The 23,663-nt window shown below is 50.8% G+C and carries 17 protein-coding genes and 2 tRNA genes; 10 read left to right on the forward strand and 9 right to left on the reverse strand.

All coding sequences use genetic code 11. The annotated features are described in order from the left end of the window. The first annotated feature begins 117 nt into the window (after positions 1-117). The gene (locus F6I03_RS09420) at positions 118-1,848 is read left to right on the forward strand and encodes an ABC transporter ATP-binding protein (protein WP_070431551.1); all 1,731 of its coding nucleotides are present in this window, start codon (positions 118-120) and stop codon (positions 1,846-1,848) included. Beyond that, positions 1,845-3,641: an ABC transporter ATP-binding protein gene (locus tag F6I03_RS09425; RefSeq protein ID WP_070431552.1), complete on the forward strand. Its 1,797-nt coding sequence runs from the start codon at positions 1,845-1,847 to the stop codon at positions 3,639-3,641. Before F6I03_RS09420 ends, F6I03_RS09425 begins: the two co-directional genes overlap by 4 nt. 758 nt (positions 3,642-4,399) lie before the next feature. On the opposite strand, the gene F6I03_RS09430 is transcribed toward F6I03_RS09425, so the two are convergent. The 8 genes from F6I03_RS09430 to cdaA all read right to left on the reverse strand — a co-directional run bounded on the left by F6I03_RS09430 (position 4,400) and on the right by cdaA (position 13,175). Beyond that, positions 4,400-5,665 (reverse strand): peptidase U32 family protein, encoded by a 1,266-nt coding sequence (locus F6I03_RS09430; protein WP_224788519.1) that lies wholly within the window; start codon positions 5,663-5,665, stop codon positions 4,400-4,402. 7 nt (positions 5,666-5,672) lie between these two features. After that, entirely contained in the window at positions 5,673-6,602 is a 930-nt protein-coding gene (locus tag F6I03_RS09435) for a peptidase U32 family protein (RefSeq protein ID WP_371325724.1), read from the reverse strand. A gap of 252 nt (positions 6,603-6,854) precedes the next feature. After that, positions 6,855-8,096, reverse strand: a complete 1,242-nt coding sequence (locus F6I03_RS09440; protein ID WP_070431555.1) for an MFS transporter — start codon at positions 8,094-8,096, stop codon at positions 6,855-6,857. Positions 8,097-8,125: 29 nt separating this feature from the next. Beyond that, positions 8,126-8,767 (reverse strand): orotate phosphoribosyltransferase, encoded by a 642-nt coding sequence (gene pyrE, locus F6I03_RS09445; protein WP_070431556.1) that lies wholly within the window; start codon positions 8,765-8,767, stop codon positions 8,126-8,128. Positions 8,768-8,799: 32 nt separating this feature from the next. Next, on the reverse strand, positions 8,800-9,516 hold the full coding sequence (pyrF, locus tag F6I03_RS09450; protein WP_070431557.1) for an orotidine-5'-phosphate decarboxylase: 717 nt from the start codon (positions 9,514-9,516) through the stop codon (positions 8,800-8,802). Positions 9,517-9,778: 262 nt separating this feature from the next. Beyond that, positions 9,779-11,143, reverse strand: a complete 1,365-nt coding sequence (glmM, locus tag F6I03_RS09455) for a phosphoglucosamine mutase (protein ID WP_070431558.1) — start codon at positions 11,141-11,143, stop codon at positions 9,779-9,781. 99 nt (positions 11,144-11,242) lie between these two features. After that, positions 11,243-12,334: a YbbR-like domain-containing protein gene (locus tag F6I03_RS09460; RefSeq protein ID WP_070431559.1), complete on the reverse strand. Its 1,092-nt coding sequence runs from the start codon at positions 12,332-12,334 to the stop codon at positions 11,243-11,245. Beyond that, the gene (cdaA, locus tag F6I03_RS09465; protein WP_070431560.1) at positions 12,321-13,175 is read right to left on the reverse strand and encodes a diadenylate cyclase CdaA; all 855 of its coding nucleotides are present in this window, start codon (positions 13,173-13,175) and stop codon (positions 12,321-12,323) included. Before cdaA ends, F6I03_RS09460 begins: the two co-directional genes overlap by 14 nt. A 568-nt stretch (positions 13,176-13,743) precedes the next feature. Between cdaA and F6I03_RS09470 the strand changes: the two genes are divergently transcribed. From F6I03_RS09470 to F6I03_RS09500, 7 genes are all read left to right on the forward strand, one after another. Then, on the forward strand, positions 13,744-14,118 hold the full coding sequence (locus F6I03_RS09470) for a hypothetical protein (RefSeq protein ID WP_070431562.1): 375 nt from the start codon (positions 13,744-13,746) through the stop codon (positions 14,116-14,118). 84 nt (positions 14,119-14,202) lie between these two features. Next, positions 14,203-14,283: transfer RNA gene (locus tag F6I03_RS09475), tRNA-Tyr, on the forward strand. A 13-nt stretch (positions 14,284-14,296) separates the two neighbouring features. Then, positions 14,297-14,368, forward strand: a tRNA-Gln gene (locus F6I03_RS09480). A 370-nt stretch (positions 14,369-14,738) separates the two neighbouring features. Then, a complete protein-coding gene (locus tag F6I03_RS09485) occupies positions 14,739-15,257 on the forward strand; it encodes a hypothetical protein (protein WP_070431563.1) in 519 nt (172 codons plus the stop codon). A gap of 119 nt (positions 15,258-15,376) precedes the next feature. Continuing rightward, positions 15,377-15,817 carry a GNAT family N-acetyltransferase gene (locus F6I03_RS09490; RefSeq protein WP_070431564.1) on the forward strand — a complete coding sequence of 147 codons (441 nt, stop codon included), beginning with the start codon at positions 15,377-15,379 and terminating at the stop codon, positions 15,815-15,817. Positions 15,818-16,186: 369 nt separating this feature from the next. Further along, on the forward strand, positions 16,187-16,891 hold the full coding sequence (locus F6I03_RS09495) for a LysM peptidoglycan-binding domain-containing protein (RefSeq protein ID WP_070431565.1): 705 nt from the start codon (positions 16,187-16,189) through the stop codon (positions 16,889-16,891). Positions 16,892-17,913: 1,022 nt separating this feature from the next. Further along, entirely contained in the window at positions 17,914-18,672 is a 759-nt protein-coding gene (locus F6I03_RS09500) for a LytR/AlgR family response regulator transcription factor (protein ID WP_070431566.1), read from the forward strand. Positions 18,673-18,746: 74 nt separating this feature from the next. On the opposite strand, the gene F6I03_RS09505 is transcribed toward F6I03_RS09500, so the two are convergent. After that, on the reverse strand, positions 18,747-22,118 hold the full coding sequence (locus F6I03_RS09505) for a hypothetical protein (protein ID WP_070431567.1): 3,372 nt from the start codon (positions 22,116-22,118) through the stop codon (positions 18,747-18,749). 89 nt (positions 22,119-22,207) lie between these two features. Between F6I03_RS09505 and F6I03_RS09510 the strand changes: the two genes are divergently transcribed. Continuing rightward, on the forward strand, positions 22,208-23,518 hold the full coding sequence (locus F6I03_RS09510; protein ID WP_070431568.1) for a sensor histidine kinase: 1,311 nt from the start codon (positions 22,208-22,210) through the stop codon (positions 23,516-23,518). Positions 23,519-23,663 lie beyond the last annotated feature (145 nt).

The following is a 23,663-nucleotide window of genomic DNA, read 5'->3' on the forward strand; positions in this document are numbered from 1 at the left end:
TTTTTGCTTAAAGTTTTCGGAGGGCATGCTTGAACTTTTGCTGCTGAGCCCCTATAATGACTAGGCGAGCTAAAGTCGAGAGCTCCGCGATTATATTTAATGGAGGGGTGTTACGTTTTGAAGTTTATTTGGCAGTATTTGAAGAAATATCCTGGCGACTTATTGATGTTGTTTCTAGGGATGTCCGCTTTTGTGGCGGTGACTCTAGGCCTACCCACTATGGTCGCTTTTATTATTGACCATGCCATTGTCGCAGGTAATCTGTCGGTTTTCTACCGTTATATGGCTTATATGCTCGTCTTTGCCCTAGTTGGGGTGGTGGGTCAGCTGATGGCCTCTTACTTTATCAGTAAGATTGTTAACGATATGACCATGAAGATCCGCAATGATGTCTATGCGAAGATGCAGACCTTGTCGCACCATGAATTCCAAGAACTCGGGGTGCCATCGTTGACGACACGGATTACCACGGATGCTTTTATTCTCTTGCAGTTTACGCAAATTATGTTGCGGACAGGTATGACCTCGCCCTTGATGATTGCGGCGTCGATCTTTATGATTACGACCATTTCGCCGGCATTAGGGGCTTATATTATCCCCATTGTGCCGATTATCCTACTCTTGGTCCTCTTTATGTCCAAGTTGACCCTGCCCATCTCGGAAGACCAGCAGGCAAGTTTGGACCGGATCAACCAGAGCTTGCGGGAGAACATTACGGGGACCCGGGTTGTGCGGGCTTTCAACCGCCAAGCTTATTTTGAGAAGCGTTTCGCCAAGGTAGCCAGCCTCTACAAAGGGCTGACCAAGAAGCTCTTCAAGTTGGTGGCAGTGACCCCTTCTGTCTTCAGTTTCCTCATTAATATTACGATTATTATGATTATGCTAGTGGGCTCACGCTATATTGAGCAGGGCCAGCTCCAGGTGGGTAATCTCTTTGCTTTCATCGAGTATGCCTTCCATATCCTGATCTCCCTCATGCTCTTTGCCAATATTTATATGATGTATCCCCGGGCGGTGGTGTCGGCTGGCCGCCTCCAGGAAGTCTTGGATACGCCCATTACGGTTGAAAACCCTGACCAACCCGTCATGGAAACCGATGGCAGCGGGCGTTTAGAATTCCGCCATGTGGACTTTGCTTATCCGGATGCCAGAGAGCCGGTCTTGAGAGATATTTCCTTTAGCTCCAAGGCAGGCGAAACGGTGGCCTTCATCGGGTCAACCGGCTCAGGGAAGTCAACCATCGTGAAGTTGATTCCACGTTTCTACGATGTGACCAAGGGCGCTATCCTAGTTGATGGGGTGGACGTAAGGGACTTGGACCTGGCTGTCTTAAGGGACAAGATCGGCTTTACCCCGCAGAAGGCGAACTTATTTACCGGGGAAATTGCCGATAACTTACGCTACGGCAAGGCCGATGCGACGGAATATGATATGGATGAAGCCACGTCCATTGCCCAGGCCCGTGAATTTATCGAGCGCTTAGAGACCCGCTACCATACCCACCTGGCTGAGGGCGGCAGCAACCTATCGGGGGGACAGAAGCAGCGCTTGTCCATTGCCCGGTCCATTATTGGGGGGCGGGAGATCTATATCTTCGATGATTCCTTCTCCGCCTTGGACTATAAGACCGATGCGGCTGTCCGCCAAGCCCTCCAGGAAGAGACCAAGGGGGCGACGACCATTATTGTGGCCCAGCGTGTGGGAACGATCATGCATGCGGACCAAATTATTGTGCTCGACCATGGGGAGATTGCCGCAAGGGGAACCCACCAGGAACTCCTCAAAACATCCCCACTCTACTACGATATTGCCTCATCCCAACTTAGTGAGGAGGAATTAGCGCGATGAAATCTAGTGAACTCATGAAGCGGATTTGGACCTATCTGCGGCCCTACCGCTTGCAATTCTGGCTGGCCATTCTCGCCACTGTCGTGATGTCTGTCGCCAATGCTTTAGAACCCTTTGTCCTCGGCTTGGCGATTACAGAAGTGGCCAACAATGTCATGGATATGGTCAAGGGGGTCCCTGGCGCAGGGATTAACTTCCCTTACTTGATTCGGATCCTAGCCATTTACCTGGTACGGGGGCTCTTCTTCCAAGCGGGCCAATACCTGGGCATTTATTTCCTAACCAATGCTACCCAGGATGCCATGTATGACCTGCGCCAGGATATCTCGCGTAAGGCCAACCGCCTGCCAGTGGCTTATTTCGACCAGAACCAAACTGGGGATATTCTGAGCCGGATGACCAATGACGTGGATGCTATTTCCAATGCCATGCAGCAGTCCGCCATGCAGCTCTTTATTGGGGTCTTGCAAATTTCTTTAGCCGTGATTTCCATGCTGCTCCTTGATTGGCAATTGGCCTTGATTAGCTTGGTGATGCTGCCGGTAAGCTATCTGGTCGCACGGCGGGTGATCCACTATTCCCAGCCCATCTTTAAGCAACAAGCCGATGCCCTGGGCCATCTCTTTGGCTATACCCAGGAGAACTTATCCGGCTTTACCGAGATTAAGGTCTACAACCGCCAGGCGGAATCGATTGAAGAATTCAAAAACCGCAATCAACAATTGCGCGATATCGGCTTTAAGTCGAGTTTCTTGTCGACCATTCTCCAACCTTTACTCAGCTTTATCTCTAATCTTTCTTATATTGTGATTACCTTCTTCGGTTCGCTAAAGAGCTTCCAGGGGGCGCTGACCGTGGGTAACCTCCAAGCCTTCCTCAACTATGTTTGGCAGATTAACCAACCGATCAACCAGATTACCGAATTGTCTGGCTTGATCCAGAGCGCCTTCGCAGCGGGAGGACGGATCTTTAGCTTCCTGGATGAGGAGGAGATTAGCTCAGCGGGTGAAGACCAGGCCCTCCCTCAACCGGTCAAAGGCCATGTCCGCTTCAACCACGTCCGCTTCGGTTACGATCCCGACCGTCCATTGATGAAGGACGTGAACTTCGAGGTCAAGCCAGGGCAAATGGTGGCGGTCGTGGGACCGACCGGGGCAGGCAAGACGACCCTGATCAACCTCTTGATGCGCTTCTACGATATTGACAGCGGCAGCATCGAACTAGACGGGGTCAACATCCAGGATGTTTCCCGTGAAGACCTGCGGCAAAACTTCGGTATGGTCCTCCAAGATGCCTGGCTCTTCAATGATACCGTGATGGAGAATATCCGCTTCGGTAACTTGGACGCCGGCGACTATGAAGTCATTGAAGCGGCCAAGGTAGCCAATGTGGACCACTTCATCCAGACCCTACCAGGTGGCTATCAGATGGAAATTAACGAAGAAGCCTCGAACGTCTCGCTCGGCCAGAAGCAGCTGATGACCATCGCCCGAGCGGTGATTGCGGATCCTAATATCCTGATCCTCGATGAGGCCACATCTTCCGTCGATACCCGCTTGGAACAATTGATCCAAGAAGCTATGGATAAGATCATGCAGGGGCGGACCTCCTTCGTGATCGCCCACCGCTTGTCCACCATCCGCAATGCCGACATGATCCTGGTCATGCAGCAGGGGGATATTATCGAACACGGCACCCATGATGAACTCCTTGCCCAGGGTGGCTTCTATGCGGACCTTTATAACAGTCAGTTCAATGAAGAGACCGCGACGGAGATTCATATGGGGTATTAACATGTGATAAAAAGTTGGCTCGAAATGAAAAAAGCTCCGAATTCAAAGCTTTGCTTGGCTTGGATTCGGAGCTTTTTAGTTTGGCTTCTTTGATAAGTGGTTTTAGTGACTGCTGTTTCGCTGTTGCAGTCGGTTTGCCGGTTTGTACTTAGGGGGATGGTTTGGGTCTTGGGCACTGCAGAGTCTATATGTATGCTAAAGTTGTGAATGCGTCCTCTATTAGCTTAGTAGGCTGGGGTCAACTAGCGAAGGGAGGTTCTATTAGCAAGTAGGCTGGGAACAACTAGCGAAGGGAGCTTCTATTAGCAAGTAGGCTGGGGTCAATTAGCGGAGAGGGGCTCTATTAGCAAGTAGGTTGTTAGCAACTAGCGAACAAAGCTTCCGTTAGCGAGTAGGATGCTAGCAACTAGCTAACAGGGCTCCAATTAGCAAGTTGAAGCTCTGCTAGGCAAGCTGACTGGGCTCCCCCCATAATGAAAACAAGCTAGCAAGGGTCTTGCTAGCTTGTTGGTCCTTTAATCGGGTTCGGCCGCGCAGCTTCCTTGTCACTTCACAAGTCTCCGCCGCAGTCTATGAGACTGCTCTGGTGACTTGCTCCAGTGAAAGGAAGCTAGCCGTGCGCCCTCACACCCTCAGTCGGGTTCGCAAAGGCAGAAAGGCAGTGACTTCAGCAAAAGGAAACGATCGGCTAAGAGCCGCTCTTATTCCTTTTGTCTCCAGTCATCCCTTTCTAACCGCCTTTGCTCACACCCTGTTCTTTATCTTTCTTTCCGGATCATATCATGAGCCTTGACGGGTTGGTTGACTTTCATGCTGACGATTTGCATGGCGTGGGGGGCGCGGTCGATGGCTTGGCCGTCTTCGTCGCGCATGGCGGTGAGTTCTTGTTGGAAGTGGCGCATGCCGGGGCCGTAGAATTCGATGAGGTCGCCGACGCCGAAGTTGTTCCGCTGTTGGATGGTGGCAATTTGGCTGGCTGGATCATAGTCTAGGACTTCACCTACGAATTGGTAGCGGGGGATCCGGCGGCGCTTGCCGAAGAGTTGCTCGTTCTCAGTTGGGCGCCCGTAGTAGAAGCCGGTGGCCAATTCGCGTTGGGCGGACTTCCAGAGTTCGTCAATCCATTCTTGTTGGACTTGGTAGTTATCGGGATCTTCGAGGTAGGCGTCGATGGCCTTGCGGTAGACGTTGATGACGGTTGAGACATAGTGGATGGACTTCATCCGGCCTTCAACCTTCAAGGAGTCGATCCCGTTCTGGATGATGTCAGGGATGTGGTTGATCATGGAGAGGTCAACGGCTGACATGGCAAAGGGTTCGTCGATATCTGTGCCTTCTTCTCCCTTGCCGACCATGTAGCGTTGGCCTAGTTTGGGCATGTCGTAGAGGCCGTACTGCCAACGACAGGACTGGCAGCAGCCGCCCCGGTTGGCGTCGCGGTGGGCCATATGGTTGGAGAGGGTACAGCGGCCAGAGTAGGAGATACACATGGCCCCATGGACGAAGGCTTCAATTTCTACATTGGTTTTTTGGCGGATTTCAGCAACTTCTGCCATGGAGACTTCCCGGCCGAGCACACAGCGGGTGAGTCCAGCATCTTCCCAGAAGTTCAGGGTCTCATAGTTGACGGCTGATTGTTGGGTGGAGAGGTGCATTTCGAGCCCGGGCGCGTCGCTAGCGCAGATCTGCATGAGGGCAGGGTCGGAGATAATGACTGCATCGATCCCGATATCACGGATGGTGCGGAAGAAGTCTCCGGCACCTTCTTCATCACCGACATGGGTGACCATGTTCGAAGCTACGTAAACCTTGGCATTGTGCTTGTGGGCATAGTCCACAGCTTCCTGCATCTCATCGAAGTCGAAATTGCCTGCCCGGCTTCTTAAGCCGTAAGCTTCGCCGCCGATATAGCAGGCATCGGCTCCATAGTGGATAGCAATCTTTAATTTCTCAAGGGTCCCAGCTGGTGCTAAGAGCTCGGGACGTTTTAATTCACTTTGTGTCACACTGATTTCCTTTCTAATTGAGCGCTTATTGGACGGTATCCTTATCGAAGAGGAAGAAACCGGTAGAGAGTTCACGGTTGTCAGGATGGAGGTCGCGAACTTTTTGGTCGAGTTGGAGGGCGAGGGCATCATTCCATTGGCCTGCCTCAATGGCATCTCTAGCCTGGGCGAAGAGTCGGTTAATCTCAACGAAGGCTTGGCTGGGGCAGTAGATCCCGTCGGCGTACCAGCGTTGGATGCCCGCTTCTTGGAGGTCATCCAGGTACATCATAAGGTCCAAATCGTTGTTGGCGAAGATATGGGTGCCATGGTCATCTTCATAGATGGAATAATGGGTTTCGTCCTTCTTGGGTTCAGAGAGGAAGAGCTCGTGCTCGGCAACTTCTGTCTTATCCTTGCCGACAAAATTAAAATAGTTGTCCAGGAGTAGCCGCCCGCTCTGGTGGATACAGGAGGCCCCGTAAGTTTGCACCATGAGGGGGATCTTGGCGTCCTGGGCCATCTCTCTTAATTCAACATAGGGAACTTCGCGGGCCACTAAGGCGCCTACTGCCCCGTACTGGGCCCAGAAGTTAACCTGTCCAGGGCTCGTTACGAGGACCGAGGCATCGTAGATATAGGGCATCCGATAGGCTTCTTCCTTGAGAATTTGGATCAAGCCGGTATCTCCAACCATCAGTAAATCCGCCCCCATGGCTTTGACTTGGCTCAAATAGTCGCGTGCCCGGTCGATCTTATCATTGTGGAGGATGGCATTGGCTGCGACAATCACCTCTTTGCCTGCCTGGTGGGTGATGCGGATCATTTCGGCCATTTCATCGCGGTCAAAATATCCCGGCAAGCGGAGGCCATAGCTGCTTTCGCCAATAACCAAGTAGTCGACGCCTGCTTCCAACAGGGCCTGGCCTTGGCTCAGGGATTCAGCTGTCGCAATCAATTTAATCATTCGTTTCATTCCCTCTTTCTTCATTATAGTACACATCTTTACATTGTAAGTTCTAAAGCAATAAATGTCTAGACCTTTCGGTAAAAGTTGAGGAAATCTTAGTTAGATAAGCAAGGAGGAATAGGAATCGCTATAAAAATTGTGCTGGATAGCCTCCCTTTCGCTTTCGATAGTGGGCATTAGGAATAGTAGGAAAGTAAGAAAAAGCCCTGGCCACTCGAAAGGGAGTGACTCAGGGCAGGGATAGGAGCTGGTCCTAACTTAATGGTTGTGGGCCAAGACTTGGAGCTGGTGCTTGTAATTCTCGGCCTTGAGATTGGGCAGGCTGAGCATGGTGGCTAGGCTGATTAAGTAGAGGCTAGCCAGGAAGAGCATCACCATGGGAACAGAGGAGACGTCGAGCAGCCAACCGATAACGACTGAGGAGAAGCCTCCCACGGCCCGGCCCACATTGAGGATGACATTGTTGGCAATGGAGGCGATGTGGGCGGGGTAGAGCCGGGTAATCATGGCCCCGTAGCCTGCGAACATGCCGTTGACGAAGAAGCCCACGATGGCCCCACCGAGGACCATGGTCAGGGGCGTCCGGGCAAAGGTGAAGAGATAGACGGACAGGGCGGAGAGGCTGAGGAAGCTGGCATAAGCCAATCGGGGTCCCCGGGCGTCGAGCAGGCGGCCAAAGGTGAACATACCCAGGCACATGCCAACAATGGTCGCAATCATCCAAGTGGAAGAGTCCTTCACGCTCAGGCCAGTGGCTTCCTGCATAATGGTAGGCAGCCAGTTCATCATCCCGAAGTAGCCGGCAATTTGGACAGTTGTCATCAGCATGAGGCCCAAGGTCTGCCGGCTGAGTTCAGCGGTCTGGAAGAGTTCCTTGATGGAGGGCTTGTGAGTAGCGGCCTGCCTTTGTTGGTCGGCTTGGGTGTCCGCAAAGACTTGCTGGTCATCGATGGCGAAGACCATCCATAGCACTAAGATTAGGGGCAGGAGGCCGAAGAGGAAGAGGCCGCGCCAGCCAAAGAGCGGCGCAATGAAACCGGCCAGGACAGCCGAAAGGATCGAACCAATCTGTCCGGCAATCCCATTGAGGGAGCTGACCCGCCCCATCTTCTGGGCAGGCACGATGCTGGCCATGATGGCGATAGCCACCCCGTATTCACCGCCGACCCCCATGCCAGCGAGGAAGCGCATGAGGTAGAGGTAGGACAGGTTAGGGGTGAAGAAGATGAGCCCAGTTGCCAAGGAGAAGAGGAGGATGGTCCACTTGAAGACCTTGAAGCGGTTATAGCGGTCGGCCAGGATGCCGAAGATCAGGCCACCGGCCAGCATGCCCAGATTGGTGATGGTGGCAATGAGGCCGGCCTGGGCGCCGTTGATCCCGAGCTGGCCGATAATCGCAGACATGGAGAAGGCGAGGAACATGACATTGAGATCATCCGTTCCAGAAGCCAGAATGGCTGCGATAAGGGCGCGTTGACTGTTGGTGTTCGAACGTTTCACAAGTTTGACCTCCTTAAAGAAAAGACTGACTAGTCGCTGTGGCTGGCGGTCCAAGCTTGGGGATCTTGGTACCATTGTTCCAGCACATCCCGGGCGGCTTCTACTTCAGGATCTTCTTTTGCCGCAATAGGGATCAGGGTCTTGAAGTCGGACAGGGTGTAGAGGGGGAAGTCTTCCTTGGCGAAAGCTTGGCGGCTAGCAGGGAGGAGGTAGTTGAAGATGGCGAGGGCAGCTACCACTTGGCCCCCTGCTTCTTGGACTTGGTGGGCAGCTTGGATAACAGAGCCACCGGTTGAAATCAAGTCTTCTACCATGAGGACCTTGGCGCCTTTGTCGAATTCACCCTCGATGGCATTTTGTTTGCCGTGGCCTTTCGCTTTATCGCGTACATAGATCATGGGCAGGTCCAGGGCCTGGGCGATGAAGGCGGCGTGGGGGATCCCAGCGGTTGCGGTGCCAGCGACGACCTCAATATCTGGGCACTGAGTTTTGATCGTTGATAGGAAGCCGTCGATGAGGAGCTGACGGACTTCAGGATGGGAGATGGTCAGACGGTTATCACAATAAATGGGTGACTTGAGCCCGCTCGTCCAGGTGAAGGGCTGGTTCGGACGAAGCGAGATAGCATGGATATCGAGGAGGGCTTGGGCAATTTGTTCGGCTTGTGACATGGTGAATTCTCCTTTTCTATTGCAATGCGGCTTTAGGCTTGCCATTCGGCAGTGATGGCTTGGTAGGCTTGGACGGGATCGTCAGCTTGGGTGATGGGCCGACCGACAACGATGTAGTCGCTGCCAAGGGCCTTGGCCTTAGCTGGGGTTGTGATCCGCTCTTGGTCTTCGCGTTGGCTCTGGTAGTTGCTGGGGCGGATACCCGGGGTCACCGTGAGGAAGTCCGCTCCGACTTGGTCCTTGATCAGCCGGGATTCGAGGGGGGAGCAGACCACGCCGTCGAGTCCGGCCTTTTGGCTGAGCTTGGCATAGTGGACGACACTCTCTTCGATGGTCGCTTGGGTTAACTGTTCGGCCTGCATAGCGGCTTGGCTAGTCGATGTCAATTGGGTGACGGCGATGAGGAGGGGCCGCTTGCTTGGATCAGGCTGGGCTTGGCTAATGGCTTCCTTGGCCCAGCGCATCATCTCTTCCCCACCTGCTGCGTGGACATTCAACATATCCACTCCTAGTTCGGTCAGGGCGCGGATGCTGCGGTGGACCGTATTTGGAATATCGTGCAGCTTCAAGTCAAGGAAGATATGGTGGCCCGCTGCCTTGAGTGCTTTCACCAGGGCAGGGCCATTGGCATAGTACATCTCCATCCCAATCTTGACATTGAGTCTTTGGCCTTCGAATTTTTGGATAAAAGCCTCCATCTTATCGACAGTATCGAAGTCTAGGGCAATAATCGGTTTATCTTTTTGCATTTTTAGCCTCCAAAAATAACTATTTTTTCCCAAAAAAAAGCACATTGATGACCATCAAAGTGCCGACCCTCTGCTTGGCGCCAAGCAAAAAGGATGCGAGTAAAATTTTGCTCAAATTGTCAAGTATTATAGCCCTCTATTAAAAGCTTGTCAAGACTTTTTGACAAAAAAATCCCCTTTCTCGCTTCATCCATGAGAAAAAGCAAGCAAGGGGAAAGTTGTTATAGTTATTGACTGGCCTGTCTAGGAGAGGGTGGGGCCCTTATTCAACTTCAAATTCTTGGCGAACTTGGTCAGCGATGCGGTTGGCATAGTCAGCGGCCAGGTCATCAGTCTTGGCTTCAACCATGACCCGGAGAAGGTTTTCCGTTCCGCTAGGCCGAACGAGGATCCGTCCATCGCCGCCCATCTCGGCTTCAACCGCTTGGATAACCTCTTGGACCGTCTCAGATTTCATGGCATCCTCGCGACCTTGGCGGGTCACTCGGACATTGACTAAGATTTGAGGATAAGTTTGCATTTCATCGGCTAATTCAGAGAGTTTCTTGCCGGTTTGTTTCATCACGAAGAGGAGTTGGATAGCGGTGAGTAAGCCGTCACCCGTGGTGTTATGTTCCATAAAGATAATATGGCCGGATTGCTCCCCACCGAGGGTATAGCCCTTCTCACGCATGGCTTCGACCACGTAACGGTCACCGACCTTAGTGGTTTCCACGTGAATACCAGCGGCTTCGGTAGCCTTGTGGAAGCCGAGATTGGACATGACGGTAGCGACAATGGTGTTGTCCTTCAGACGCCCGCGTTCATTCAAGTACTTGCCGCAGATGAACATGATGTGGTCCCCATCAATCAAGCGGCCCTTCTCATCCACTGCCAGGCAGCGGTCTCCGTCGCCATCGAAGGCAATGCCGACGTCCGCTTGGTTATCGCAAACCATTTGCGCCAAGGCTTCAGGGTGGGTAGACCCTACCCCATCGTTAATGTTCAAGCCGTCAGGGGATGAGGCCATGGTTTGGAAGTTGGTTTCCAGGTCAGCGAATAAGCGGTTGACCAGGGGTGAGGTCGCGCCATTCGCGGCATCGATGCAGACATTGATACCTTCTAGCGAGGAGGTGATGGTTGATTCGAGGAATTCCAAGTACTTGGAGGCTCCTTCTAAGTATTCACTCACCGTCCCCAGACCCTCACTGCTTGGTCGAGGGAGTGTATCTTCTTCCTGGTCGAGGAGGGCTTCGATTTCTAATTCTTGGTCGTCAGAAAGCTTGAAACCGTCACTCCCGAAGAACTTAATGCCGTTATCCGCTGCGGGGTTGTGGCTGGCTGAGATCATAACCCCAGCAGTAGCTCCGGTGGTACGGGTTAAGTAGGCGACCCCAGGAGTTGAAATGACGCCTAATTGGAAGACTTCGATACCAACGGATAGAAGTCCAGAAATCAGGGCGTGTTCGAGTAACTGGCCTGAAATTCTTGGGTCGCGTGCCACAAGCACACGTGGATTCTCACTCTGTTCGCCGGCATGTTGGAGGAGGACATAGCCCCCGCAACGGCCTAATTTGAAGGCGAGCTCTGGTGTTAATTCGCGGTTGGCTTCACCACGCACACCATCCGTTCCAAAATATTTACGCATAATGAATAATCTCCTTAATATTGGTTTATTCGAGGATTTTTTCTTTTGTACAAGTCATCTTAACACGAAAGTTCCAGCCTGTGAAGCTTTAACTGGGGCTTAAGTGGAAGGGTCTTGTTCCTGGCTGGGGGCAGTCTGACGGCCAGCGCTTGACCGGGCCTCCTGGGACCGCTGGCGACCAGCAGAAGTCGAAGGCGAATTAGAGGCAGCCGTTGGATTGCTGGCCTGACTTTGCCGGTGGGGGATTACTTTGACCCGGACTTGGGCTGGCTCCATAGAAGTGACGCCCTGGGGCAATTCCAGGTCTACTTGGGTCTCTTCTTCCTTAGTGACTTGGCTAACGTCGACATAGCCTGTGACGCGGTTGAGCTGGTGGATGCTGGCAGGGTCGCCCGATAGGACCGTGTTGTGGGTGGTCAGCGGTTCAATTTCATAATCGGTATCGGCCCGGCCATTGACCGGCTCGAACTGGATGGGCACGGTATTGGTGTTGGACTGGATATCAACCTGGACTTCGACCTGCTTGGGATCGGCACTGATATCCAACATTTGCCCTTGGCTATCGGCAATCAGAACAGTTGCACTGGTTGTATAGGAGTCGCTGGCATCGCTTGGAATATCGACATTGACATAGACCTGGCTGATCTCTTGGAGCTTGTCGCCAGAACCTGACAGGGTGACGGATTGAGGGTTGACGCTCACATTCCCTACCGCATAGTCAGGAGCGAGCTGGTCCGAATTGACCCTAACCTCGATAGGATAGGTCTGGGTCTGGAGCTCCGCGATAGTGATATTGACGCTGGAAGGGGAGAGCTTATAGTGCAACTCCTTAGAAATCCCATCCAATCGGAGCTTGATATAGTGTTGGCCGGGCCCCAGCTGTTCCAAGTCTTCCGTCACTACCTTGAAGTTCTCAGCCTCAAGGGTCTGCTGGATGAGATTAGCTGGCCCTGACAGTTCCACATCGACGGTTTCAGGTAGGCCTGTAATATAGTAGTTTTGGACATTGCCCTTGATATGGACAGGGACATTGGAGATGGTTTCGGTGGAATTCTCACTCACATTCTGGAAGAAAGAAATGGGGTTGTCGTTGTAACGCTCTGCCTTAACGAAGACGAACATGGTCAAGGCGAGGAAGAGGGCGACAAGGAGGGTCAGCCACTTGTTGTCATAGATTTTATTCATCGTCATGCGCCTCGCTTTCCTTCTCTTCTTTAGCGAAAAGACGGCTTAGGATATTGCTTTCGGACTGTTCTTCGGCCACAATGAAGTGGTCTTTCAGACTCTGACGGAGTTCATCCTCGGAGAGGTCGCGGATAATCCGTCCGCGGTAGGTGAGGGAGATGCCACCGGTTTCCTCAGAGACCACGACGGTGATGGCATCGGTCTGCTCGCTCAGCCCCACTGCCGCCCGGTGCCGGGTCCCCAGCTCCTTAGGAATATCAGGATTCTCTGACAGGGGAAGGAAACTAGCGGCAGAGCTGATCTCACCATCTTGGATAATGACCGCCCCATCGTGGAGGGGGGTATTGGGGATGAAGATATTGATCAGGAGTTGGGAGCTGACAGCTGCATTCAAGCTAATCCCCGTCTTGGCAAATTCAGTCAAGGACTGTTCTTGCTCAATTGAGATCAGGGCGCCAATCCGCCGCTTGGCCATGTACTTGGACGCATCGATAATCTCTTCTACCATCTCTTCCATGGGGTTGGTGTACATCTGCTGCCTCTTAGCGGCGAAGAGACGCTGGCCTAGGTGCTCCAGCCCACGCCGGATCTCCGGTTGGAAGATAATGAGGACCCCAACAACCGACCACTGGATAATACTGTTCATAATCCAGTCGATGGTCTCCAAGCGAAAGACGGAGCTAAGAATCTTAATCACAATAAAGACAAAAATCCCATTCAAAATATTGATCGCCTTGGTATGTCGGATCACCTTCAATAATTGGTAGAAGAGGAACCAGACAATCAGGATATCAATCAGATTGAAGAGGTGTTGCAGGGTAAAAATAGATGACCAGTCAAAGGACATGGCGGGGCCTCCTTATCAGCTAATTAGAGAATGACACAAGCATTCTTACTTATTAAGTATAGCATATCCAGGACCACAAACGAGCGCTAAGGCCTGGGCCAAAGCTTAGGAAAAGCTTAAAGTGACTGGTAAATTACCATCATTAATTATAAGGGTTAAATATATTAAAGAAGGGATTTGGGAATAGTTTGTTATTTAATGTTTTGTTAAAATTAAATAACAAACTATTTATAGAAAGTAGAGACAGAAAGAATGAAAATTCAAATAAGAGATCTTTTAAAACTTACTCTGACGATGATCGTCGGGGCCTATTTCATCCGAACTTTTAATGAGACGGGTTGGCCTTTTACTCAGACGGATCTGTTTTGGGGACTGGTTCTTACTGTAATAGCTATTGTTGTTCCTCGGATTAAAGCCTATCAGAAAGCTAAATACCAGGCCAAGTGGGGGAAACCGACCAATCGGAGATAAGAAGCTTTTTATTTATACAATGGCAAAAAAACAAACATATGTTAAACTATAATTACCATTATAAATTTAACATATGTTTGGGAGTGTGAGATCTTTGATGCGAAAAGAACAGCTTTGGCCATTATGGAAAGGGCTGGCGGGGCTCACCTGGCTGCTTTATTTTTACTTTTTGATTAGCCAAGCAGAAGTCAGCTGGTGGTTTCAATGGCTGGCGAGAATAACCTTCTTATTATCATTATTAGTCATTGATCAGGTTTTTGACAAACGTCAAGAATTGGGGAAAAAGAAGTTTTATCAGTACCTTATTGGTATTCCTCTCCTCTCATTTCCACTAATAGTTTTTAATCCTTTTACTGAAATGGAGACCATTACTTGGACTGATTTTAAGTTGGTGGGTCTGCTGACCCTAGCCTTCATTATCATGATCGTCCTAGCCAATATCTTCTATTTTAGAAGGCAAGAGAGGAATTAATCCGAAAAAATATCAAAAAGCTCTTGCCAAGCTTAGGCTGAGATGTTATTATAATTGAGTACGATAAATCAAATTGATTCGTCGGGTGGGATAGCGAAGTGGCTAAACGCGGCGGACTGTAAATCCGCTCCTTCGGGTTCATAGGTTCGAATCCTATTCCCACCATTTCAATTATTATTGGGGTATCGCCAAGTGGTAAGGCAACAGACTTTGACTCTGTTATGCGTTGGTTCGAATCCAGCTACCCCAGTTGAGATGACCAGCTCTGAGCTGGTCTTTTTTGTTTCTTTATTTTTGTTAGTGATTAGTGGTTCAAGAATTATTAGGTCATCTAATTTTTTAATTTTGAGCAGGAGTGGAGCTTTGAAGTTGATCGTTAGCCATGAACAAGCAAGTAAAGCGAATTACGGTGCGTAGACGTTAGTCGTACGCAGCGTTTGAGATTTGCTAGGCGAGAGACCTTGGCTCGAGCCGGTGCCATGGCTTTTAACGATCAAATTCAAAAGCGGAACGGATGCTCACCGATACGGTGTACAAATGAAGCTTTTGTGCGAATGAATATTGTAGCTATTCAACAGAATTGTTATACTTAACTTAGCTCGAGAAAGGAGTGGTCCCTTATGGAATTATCCCAAGATCAAGTGCTTATCCGGCGCTTAAAACGTTTTGCTATCTTTTTCTTAGTCATTAGTATTTTTAATGTGATTTCTCAATTGATTACTACGATTTCATCCTTCCAATCTAAGGCTTTCGATGCTAGCCAATTTGAAATGTTGGGCCCTGAGATGGTGGAACAGATGCGGCAGACCTTCGCTTATTCCCATTCTATGCCTGTCCGGCTCATGAATGTGGTCTATCTTCTATTATATGTGGTTTTGGTTTATCTCTTCTATAAGGAGTGGCAGAAGTTGCGGGACTTCCAGATCGATCCCCAGACCAAGACCAACTTCACTATTGCCTGTGCCATCAGCTTGGCTATTCCCTTGGTTAATGCGCTCTTAACGCATCTGGCAGGTCTCGGTGCTTTCTCCGCTATGGCTGGTTGGATTGGCGCTGCCATTGTGATTGTCTTGAACCTGATTCTTTTCGGGATTTGTTTCTATACCTATAAGAAGTTGGCAGACCAGGGGGCAGTTTAGCTCCTCGGCCTATAGCCTGGTCGTTCGGAAGACTTGCTTGTCCGAGCGGGCAGGCTTTTCTTTTTGCCCTCCTGCGTGTTAAGCTACAGGCATGAGCATGAAGAGAGGAGTTTTGAACTATGTTATCAATTTATCGCTCAGGCGACCAGGCGCCAACCCATATAATTGAACTTTTGCAGGAGGCGGACTTTCCTGGAGGGGGTTATCTGGCTGAGAAGTTGGCGGACCAGGAGCTCCAGGCGGATGAAATGGTCTTAGTCGTGACGGATGCAGAGGGAGGACTCATGGCCTTTGCCTCCCTCTTAGCGGAAGACATTGTCCCTGACCTCGACTATGGCCCCTTCCTAGCGGCCGTCTATGTTGACCCGGCCTACCGCGGCCAAGGGATCTTCTACCATCTCGTCTCCTTGGTCGAACTCGAAGCCAAGAGCCAAGGTCAGAGCCAGCTCTATGTGATCTCCCAACACAAAAACCTTTATAGTAAGGTGGGTTATCAGTTCAAAGAAGACCTGGTCGACTTCATGGACCGGCCGGTTTATTGCTTCAGCAAGGCCCTTTAAGGAGGCAATATAACAATTCTTACAAGCAGCCAAGTGCGACAAAGCCCCTTCTGATGGGGATTTACTTCGGACTTGGCTTTTCTTTTATCATTTCTTAGGAATTTTTGTCACAATGCAGTATGTTATTTCTGACAAAAGACAATATCTGCCACTTTTTATTACAGGATTTTTACATTTTTTCAGAGAAATTGCAAAAGCTCCAGACTTATTAACAGAGTCGTTAAGGCTGATTAACAAGTCGGTCGGAGGGCTTTTTTTGTTTTGGGGGCCGTGCTAAGATATTTCTTGTCGACGAGACAAGGCCACGGTGCCTTAGCCTGAAGTGAAAGAATATAGATAAAAAGAGATGAAAAAGGAGAATTTATTCAAATGAAATTTAACAAGGTACTTTTCGGAGCAAGTGTTGCAATCGCAGGTTTCGCTTTCCAAGCGGTTCAAGGTCAAGATGTTCAAGCAGCTGAATGGGTAGCTCGTACAGTTGAACAAGTTCAATCAGACGTTAAGACTGTTGACGGCGATGCTAAAGAATACACTGTTCAATGGGGTGACACCTTAAACGTAATCGCAGCAGCAGTGAACGCTGATGTTGACGCAATCGCTGACCTCAACGACATCGAAAACGCCAACCTTATCGAACCTGGCCAAAAATTAAGCTTCGAAGTTGATAAAGACGGTAAAGCCCACAATATCAAGGCTGAAGGTCAAGAGGCTGCAAGCACAGACCAAGCTACAGCTCAACCACAAGCTCAAGCCACTTCATATGCCAACGCACCAGCTGCCCAACCTTCACAACAAGCTTACAGCTATGAAGCCCCTGCTCAAGCAGCACCAGCCGCTTCAAACTACACCGGCTCATCTTCATCTGCTAAAGAAATCATCGCCCAACGCGAATCAGGCGGCTCCTACACAGCAACTAACGGCCAATACATCGGACGTTACCAATTATCAGCCAGCTACCTAGGCGGCGACCACTCCCCAGCCAACCAAGAACGCGTGGCTGACCAATACGTTGCCAGCCGCTACGGCTCATGGGACAACGCCCTAGCCTTCTGGAACAACAACGGTTGGTATTAAAATAAGGGTGAGAGCAAGAGCGGTTAGCTTTGGATGCTTGGAGTGAGTCGGAATAAGGGCAAGCCCCGCTTGCACGTTTCCGACTTGCGAAAGCACTCCAAAGCTGCTCTTGCGAACCCAACTAAATAGGGTGTGAAGGCTAGCGGGAGAAATAGACCTCTGGAGCCAAAAGCCAGAGAAGACTAAAAGTCCTCGGCGGCTTTTGGTGAAGAGGAGCTATTTCTGCTAGCCTGAACCCAACTAAACAGGGTGAGAGCAAAGGCGTTTAGAAAGGGATGACTGGAGGCAAAAGGGATAAGGACGGCTTTAGCCGACCGTTCCCTTTTGCTGAAGTCACTCCCTTTCTGCCTTTGCGAACCCAACTAGGGTGTGAGGGCGCACGGTTAGAGCCAAACAAGTTTCTAACATTCACACAGAGCTATCGAGTGTGGGTTGATGCTGTTCAACCCACAGACAGAGCCAGCAAGTGTGGATAGACAGAGTCTGCGACCGAGAGCGCTCTGCCCCTAATCAATAAAATAATCAATCATCAAGCTAGCAAGACGGTACGGGGTAACTTGCTAGCTTTTTTCATTATCAAGAAGATTTTATTTATAATAATGTTTTAGAAAATAGGGGAGGCAATTTGCGAAGGAGGGGTTCAAATGCAAGTAGCAAGTCTCGAACTTTCTATCAGAGCTTCTGAAAGCAAGTAGCAGTCCGCCAACTTTCTATCAGAGCTTCTGAAAGCAAGTAGCAGTCCGCCAACTTTCAATAAGAGCTTCTGAAAGCAAGTAGCAGTCCGCCAGCTTTCAATAAGAGCTTCTGAAAGCAAGTAGCAGTCCGCCAACTTTCAACCAAGGGCTCTGAGCGCTAGTTGACCGCCTTTTATTTTCAAAGGAAGCTGTCCAATGAAAGTTGCAAGAAGAGGTAAAGTTCGATTCCTTCTCATAATCACTCCCCAAGCGCTTAAAATCACTCCTAAACGCCTAAGACTGGGGGAATACCAACATGCTATAATAGAGAGGTTAGGAGGCTTGCGAATGTTTGAAATTATTATTTGTGAAGATAATCCGGCGCATTTGGAAGCAATGACGGCTTATGTGAAGAACTATCTGGTGATGGAAGAAGGTCTTCCCATTCGTCTGGCTCTCGCGACTCCGAAGGCGGCTGAGGTGGTTAGCTATGCCAAGCAGGCAGCGACTAGACAAGATAGTCTTTATTTTATTGATGTCCGCCTGGGCGACCAGATGGATGGTCTCAACCTGGCGCGTAGGGTTCGCCGCTACCAACCCCAGGCTAAGCTGGTCTTTGTCACGGCTTTTGAAGAATACTTGCCCTTCACGATGACCTATCATCTGGAGGCCTTGGATTATATCTTGAAGGATAACCCGCACAAGATGCGGGACAAAATGATTGCCTGTATCAAGACGGCTTATGATCGGAGCCTGGTTCAAGCGCAGAGCTTTCCGCCTTTCGTCATCCGCAAAGGAGCCCAGACCCAGGTGATCCGTAGTGCAGCCATTAATTTCTTTGAGACCCTGCCTGCCCACCGTATCCGCCTTGTCGGCCCAGATGCTCTGGTTGAATTCTATGATTCCCTCAAGAATATTGAAGCGGACTATCCGCAATTCGTCCGCTGTCACCGGTCCTATCTGGCTAATGTTGAGAATATTCAGGAGTTAGATACTAAGGCGCGCCAGCTGACCTTTGTCGATGGCAGTGCGATTCCCTTCTCTAGGGAACGTTATGACCAGCTAGTGGAGGCCATGGCCAATTATTCCAACAAGTGCCCGCGTTAAAACTTAAAAACGACCGCCCTACTTAGTCGGACTGGCTAAGTGAGGCTGGTCGTTTTTTTAGCTATTTAGATCGCTTATTGGCGCTTCTTCAACCAATAGGCGAGGGGGAGGAGTAAGAGGGCGAGGAGGCCGGCGAATGGCCACTTGCTCGTTTTCTTCTCTTCATTTTCTTTGCTTGACTGAATAGTTTCTGATGCTTGCTTAGTTTCAGCGGACGGTGCTTTCGCTAGGCCTTTTTGACCTTGGTCCCCTTGGCGGTTAGCTTCAATCCTGCCTTCCTCTTCGGCTGCTTGGACAGGGGTTTGGAAGATTTGGGCGATGGCTTCCTTGAAGTTGAGGCCCTGTCTGGTGCGCAAGGGACGATCTTCTGGCGCTAGGGCCTGGGCGGTATCTGCCTCCTGGCTAGGATTTGGACGGAGGAAGCGGTCCTGGAAGTTTTGGATGAGCTGGGCTAAGCCGCCAGCTTCAGGCCGGTCGTCTTGCTTAGCCAGCTGGGTCTGCCGTCTAACGATACGTTGGCTAGGTTGGTTGATCCAGTCTTTAAGGCTTTGGCTGAGCCGGTCAAGCCAAGATTCGCTTTGGGTGTCTGGCTTGCTTGGTTGCTTGCCCTGAGAAGTCACTCCCTGACCGAGCTGAGCGGCGCTGTTCGGCTGGTCAGGGCGGGAAGCTTGGTCCGTTTTTTCTGGATCCTTTGTTTCCTTCTGCCCGCTTCCTTGACCAGGACCCCTTCCATTCGGAGCTTGGGAAGTGGGCGCTTGATCCGGCAAGTTGACCAGGCCTTCTTCATAAGGCTTGTCCTCAGTGATGCCATCGCGGCCGTCTGTTCCCATACCGGCTTCAGCCCCTGCTTCTTTTAATGGGTCCGGCGTCTGGTCTTTATCGGGCAGCTTGACCTGCTTGCCTTCATAAGGTTTTTCCTTGGTGAGGACTTGGCGGCCGCCTGTTCCCTGACCCCCCTGGCCAAAGTCATCCCCGATATAGCGGTATACCCGGTCTGGATGGTCTAAATCGGTATAGAATTTCATGGTATAGCTAAAGAAAGGGACAGGGCTTTCGAGGCCGTATTGTTGGACTCGGTAGCGGCGTTGGCTCCTATTATAGGGGTTGTCTGCCCCACTGATATTGGTCAAGGTTAGGATATAGTCGGAAGTCCCTTCGACAGGCTCAGTCTGGTAGTAGAAGGCCTCGAAGCCGGATGGTCGGCTAGGGGACTTAAACACGTAGAAATTATCCGCAAAAAGAACAGGATAAACATAAGGACCTTCAAATACGGTGGAAGTTGGCAGGATATTGAAGAGATTGGGGATATCGACAGGGCCCTCGCCTTCCTCCTGGCTACGTATTTTTTCTGCCTGGGTGAAGAAGGGCCGGGCTTCGCTTGCCTGGTCGGACTTGGGCAGGCTAAAGACTTTTTCCAGGCCTTCGCTGTTGCTCTCTGGGTCTGAGCTGACCAGGCTGAATTTGACCTGGTAGGAGGTCTCGTCTTCGCTGAGGATCTCCTTGCGCCAAACTTCTTTCCGGAAGGTCACTCGAGGCACGTAGAGCTTACCGACCAACTTATCGCCATACCTGTAGTGGGTGAGGTGGATGAGTTCTGTCTTGTCATCGATCTTTTCCCGCTGGGTCTCCTTAGCATAGTAGTGGGCTGGGTCGTCCGTGTCCTTGGTCAGGATGAGGTCGAGATCACTTAAGACTTTAGGCTGTAAGGCTAGCTGGGGCTTCTTCTGTGCCCATTCCTCTGTGAAATGGAGGAGCTGGCGGTAGTGGTAGCGCATCTTCTGGTCAGCGAGGGCCTCTTTGGAGACCCGCCAGTGGGCTTTGAAGGTTTTTGTATCCAACATGGGCCGGTCCGAATATTGGTAGATGAGGTCGACTTGGTTCTTGTCCTCTCGGGGGATGACAAACTTCGACCAGCTAATTTGATTGGTGAGTCTGCCTTGGTTATCTATCTTATGATAGGTTAGTTTTTTAAAAGGGAGGTTGAGAATCGGGTCCCAGCTATTTTCAATTTGCTTCCAATTGACGCCAAGCCAGTAGGGATCGAAGCTGAGCAGTTCCTCATCTGAGGCCCCTTCAGGACTATGGGGCAGGTCTTGGTAGATGAATTCAGAGAAGGGATTCTCCTTGTCTTCAACGATGAAGTAGTAGCGGTCATCTTCTAAGATGCCAGGACGAGGCGAGAGGGGCTCTTGAACGGTCTCCTTGTCGATCCGCCGCCAGACCCGTAACTTACCGAAGTCCTGGGGATTGGGGGTCCAGTTTTGGATTCCGTAGAGGAGGTCGCGGTCATTGGCACTGGGGAGGGGCCCCAAGATAGTGAAGCGGTAGTGGTTATCAGAGTTGCTCTTTTCGGGGATGATCTGGTGCTGGCCTTTGGGTGATTTAGAGAGCGTGCGCAGAGGGAAGCTAAAGTAGCGGTCCCAGGACTCTCTAGGTAGGCCCATGAGATCCCAGTAAGTAACGACTTGCTTCTCCGCCTCTTGGCCGCTTAACCCCTCCTGGCTAAATTTTTGGTAGGGAGGCAGGTCAGCCTGGCCCTGGTCTTGGCTGTGGTCAACGATCCGCTCGAGCTGGCGGTCCAAATGATAGTGGAAGATGAGGCTAGACGCTTTTTCAGGATCTTGGGGCTGGTCATTGACTTCGTAAGAGACAATCCACTTGTGGTCTTGTTGGAAATTGGGATTGCTGTAGCTGACCAGGAGCTGCTTTTGGTCAGCTGAGAGTTCGATTTTGCGCAACCATTCGCTGGGTGGTGTGAGGTTGGCGAGCCGCTGCTCGCTGGCTAGGTTTGCGGGGAAGGTATGGTTTTTCCCTTTATTGTATGTGGTCCAACCATAAGGGTAGTTGATGAGTTTATCATTAGGCAAGCCTTTTTTGATCAGGGCTTGGAAGGGCAAGGGGAGCTGGTCGGTTGGTGTTGAGGAGGGGTCGATTAGCGGGGAGTAGTGAGACCGGCTGATGACTGGTTTGTAGGCTTGACGGAGCTTTGAAGCGGGCTTAGGCGCTGAGCTTGACGCTGCCTTGTCTTTTTGAGAAGTGCTTGACGAACTTTCCTTACTTGTCTTAGGCGCACTTGCCTTGCTTTCCCCACTTGCTTTAGGCGTGTCCTGGGCCAGACGGGTCTGGCCAGCTTCTGCACGCGGACTTGCCTCTTGAGCTTTAGATTCACTTTCAGCTTTCTTTTCTAGGCTGCTCCTTGGGGCGCTAGTGGCCGCTGGGCTTTCGGCTATCTTTTCACTTGTTTTTTCAGCAGCTGGGCTTTCTACTGTTGCGGCGCGCTCGGTTGACGGTTCAGCTAGACCAGGGGCTTCTGGCTGGCTTTCCTTGGCCTCTACGTCGGTAGGCGTTTCGACGGGAGCAGCTTGGACCTCTTGGCTAAGGAAGAAGCAGAGGCTGGCGCTGCAGGCAAGGATTTTAAGAATGTCTTGTTTTAATTGTCTTTGCATAGGGTTTCTCCTTATAATAGTAATATCTTAGTGATATAAATATAACATTTTATTAATTTTTTAACTAGTTTGAACTAAGGAGGTGGGCCATGTTTGCTTATCTAATGAGCCACTTGACCCTCTATGATTTTGTTTTTCAGGCCTTGGTGGTCTACAGCTGCCAGTTCTGGGCTAAGGGTAAGCGGTCTTTAAGCAGCTACCTGGTCTTGTACGGGCTTTTATTGTCAACGGCCCTCAATCCTTTGATTGTGTCCTTGAATTTCTATATGACCTTTAACTTCCTCTTGGTGGCGGCCTGGCTCTACTGGCAGTGGCGCGACCTGACCCAGGTGATGACCATGACGGCCCTGGTCTTTATTAATATTTCCTGCCAGGATTTCTATTATTTTAACCTGGTCTTTGAAAGTCTTCCCTATGGCAGGCTGGGGCATTTTGTGCTTTGGCTCTTGGGCTCTATTCCCTTGATCTGGGGGCTCAGTCGCTTGGAAGATTGGCTTTGGCGGACATATTTCTCGGGTTCAATCCGCCGCCATCTGACCTTCCTGCTCCTGACGGTGGGCCTGGCCTTCCTGATTTATTTTCCTGCCTTTGTCCGCGACTTCCAAGAGGTCTCGGACATTAATTCGGCGACCTGGATTTATTTGGCCCTGACCAATGTGCTCTTATTGGTCTTCCTGATTTTTGCGGCAGCTCTTTTCTACCAGGGGACAGAAAGAATCCGCCAGGCGGAGCGCCAACAAGCTGAGCAACGCCTAGATGCGGAATATGGCCGCTTAATCCGTCAACAATATAAGGAGATGCGGCGCTTTCGCCATGACTTGCGCAATCTCTTAGTGGGCTTCGGGGGCTATATTGAGTCCCAGAATTGGGAGGGTTTAGCCAGCTATTACCAGGCGCTGAAGGCCAGCGGGACCAGCTTGGACCTAGCGGAAGACCATCCTATCTTTGACTTGGCCGACTTGCCGAATGATGCCTTGCGGGAACTGGTCCAAACCAAGTTGAGCCTGGCCTTGACCTATGATATCCCAGTCCATGTCGAAGTGGCTGAGGACCTGCCCCAGATCCAGGAAGGGGTGGCGGGCCTGGTTCGGATCGTTGGCATCCTCCTCGACAATGCCATTGAAGAGTCGGAGGGCTTTGACCAGGCAGAGCTGACCTTTGCGGTGGAGGCGGTGGAAGGCTATCTCTCTATTAGCGTGGCCAACCGCTGCCAGGATCCCGACCAAGTGCGGGCGGTTCTCCAGAAGGCGGGCCAGTCGACCAAGGCTAAGGCCGGACAAGACCGGGGCTATGGCTTGGTCAATGTCCAGCGGCTGAGCCAAGCCCAGGGCATCCAACACTTCACCAGCTTTATGGGGGACATCCTGGTCCAAGAGCTCTTAATTGATTTAAATGCATAAGTAAAAAGCGACCCTGTCAATGGTATGCTCCCCCTAAAGTAGACACTAAAAAAAGTAAACTACTTTAGGGGGAGTTTTTATGCGTTCAAATAGAAAACATTCACCAGCAGAATTGGCTAACTATATCCATCTATATAAAGAGGGA

It is taken from the genome of Aerococcus sanguinicola (genome assembly GCF_008726925.1).
Taxonomy (GTDB): Bacteria; Bacillota; Bacilli; order Lactobacillales; family Aerococcaceae; genus Aerococcus.